The organism is Vibrio sp. OPT46, from assembly GCF_015163535.1.
In the GTDB taxonomy this organism is placed as follows: Bacteria; Pseudomonadota; Gammaproteobacteria; order Enterobacterales; family Vibrionaceae; genus Vibrio; species Vibrio alginolyticus.
The window spans coordinates 1-1,972 of record NZ_JADDYG010000443.1 but is presented as its reverse complement, the minus strand read 5'-3'; the positions used below and the strand labels follow the sequence as shown (position 1 = coordinate 1,972).

The 1,972-nt window shown below is 40.9% G+C and carries 2 protein-coding genes and 2 pseudogenes; all 4 read right to left on the bottom strand.

Translation table 11 applies throughout. The annotated features are described in order from the left end of the window. Window positions 1–584 (bottom strand): annotated as a pseudogene (locus IQR33_RS19015) (malate dehydrogenase); the annotation flags it as partial. A 206-nt stretch (window positions 585–790) separates the two neighbouring features. Then, on the bottom strand, window positions 791–1,267 hold the full coding sequence (gene bfr / locus IQR33_RS19010; protein ID WP_193837154.1) for a bacterioferritin: 477 nt from the start codon (window positions 1,265–1,267) through the stop codon (window positions 791–793). Between the two features lie 93 nt (window positions 1,268–1,360). After that, a complete protein-coding gene (locus IQR33_RS19005; protein ID WP_005381360.1) occupies window positions 1,361–1,549 on the bottom strand; it encodes a (2Fe-2S)-binding protein in 189 nt (62 codons plus the stop codon). Between the two features lie 331 nt (window positions 1,550–1,880). Next, a pseudogene (locus IQR33_RS19000) lies at window positions 1,881–1,972 on the bottom strand (elongation factor Tu); the annotation flags it as partial.

Sequence of the window (1,972 nt, the reverse complement as noted above, 5' to 3'; positions counted from 1 at the left end):
AGTTTCTTACCTTGAAGTTCGATTGCATTCAGCATACCCGCTGCCGTTACAATAGCAGTACCATGTTGATCATCGTGGAATACTGGTACATCACAACGCTCAATCAAACGTTTTTCAATCTCAAAACAGTCTGGTGCTTTAATATCTTCAAGGTTGATACCGCCAAAAGTGTCTGCAATGCTCGCAACAGTATCAACAAATTCATCGATCGTGCGGTGCTTAACTTCAATATCAATAGAGTCAAGACCTGCAAAACGCTTAAACAGTAACGCTTTACCTTCCATCACTGGCTTAGATGCAAGTGGACCTAGGTTACCTAGACCTAGAATAGCGGTACCGTTAGAAATAACAGCAACCATGTTCCCTTTTGCAGTGTACTTGTACACGTTATCCGGGTTTTGTGCGATTTCACGCACTGGCTCTGCAACTCCTGGGCTGTATGCAAGGGCAAGATCACCCGCCGTTTCCGCAGGCTTTGTCAGTTCGACAGCAATCTTTCCTGGAGTTGGATAAGCATGGTAATCCAATGCTTTTTGGCGATGTTCTTCTTCTGGAGTGGCTGCTTGGTGGTTGTCTTCAGACATGGACGTTTCTCTTTTTTATTTTTAGGTAAGGGGGCATAAATTCTATCGGATAGAAATCAAACTTCATAGGCAAGATTGCGAGCAATATCCTTAAAAAGCCGATAATAAAAGAGATTAGACCAGGTAACGGGGTTAAGCACCCGATTTTCGAGTCAGGTGCTCTTTCTTCTTACGATTATTGGAGTATGCAAACTTAGATAGTATCGTTACTCTTCGTCCACGTATTGCGCTTGGAGATAATTCTCAATACCAGACATTTCAATCAAGCCAAGTTGCGTCTCTAGCCAATCAACATGTTCTTCTTCATCTTCAAGAATGTCTTGGAATAAATCTCGAGACACATAATCTCGAATGTCTTCAGCGTAAGCAATCGCATCTTTTAAATCTGGAATAGCCGCCATTTCAAGCTTTAAGTCACACTCGAGCATTTCCTTGGTACCTTCACCAATCATCAACTTACCTAAATCTTGTAGGTTCGGTAAGCCTTCAAGGAACAAAATACGCTCAATTAGATGATCGGCATGCTTCATCTCATCGATAGATTCGTGATATTCCTTGTCTGCTAGGTGCTTTAAGCCCCAGTCTTTATACATTCGGGCGTGAAGAAAATACTGATTAATAGCGACGAGCTCGTTACCGAGCACTTTATTGAGATGTTGAATGATGATTGGATCGCCTTTCATGACAAAACCCTCCTCTTTGGCTTCATTTAAATGTAGAAGCAAATGAGAAGGTGTCAAAATGTAAGGCAAATAATTACTGCATACTTACAGCAATTAGCTGGCTTGTTTAAATTCCGTGTAACTAGTTTCCGCTAAAATTTCCTTGGCCTGTCTGATGCACTTACCACATTGGCTGCCCAATGCCGTGCACTTTTTGATTCCTTTAATATCTGTTACGCCTTCATCTATCGCCAACTTCCTGATTTTTTTGTCGGAGACACCATGGCAAAGACAAACGTACATACTCAAAAAACCTATAAAACTAATCTGTGACAAACAATATAAACAAGAATAGTTCTTGTTACCAGTCGCATTATGGTGTCCGCTCAGAATATTTGGTTATAACGATTTTACCGCTGCAGGAAAAGATCAAAGGGTTAAGAGGGGTGAGTAAAAGCGTTAAGAAACAAAGCCGGTAAAACTCTGTTTTTAAATCGAAAAAGTGACGTCTTTTATTTCAACACTTATAACTAAATGTAATCTAGAAATGAAAAAGGGAAGCCTAAGCTTCCCTTTTCGATGCGCTTTCTTCAAAAAGAAGAACAGTGCAAGATTTCGTTTAATTCGTTATGAATTAGTCGAAGATCTTAGCAACAACACCAGCACCTACTGTACGGCCACCTTCACGGATCGCGAAACGTAGACCTTCGTCCATTGCGATTGGTG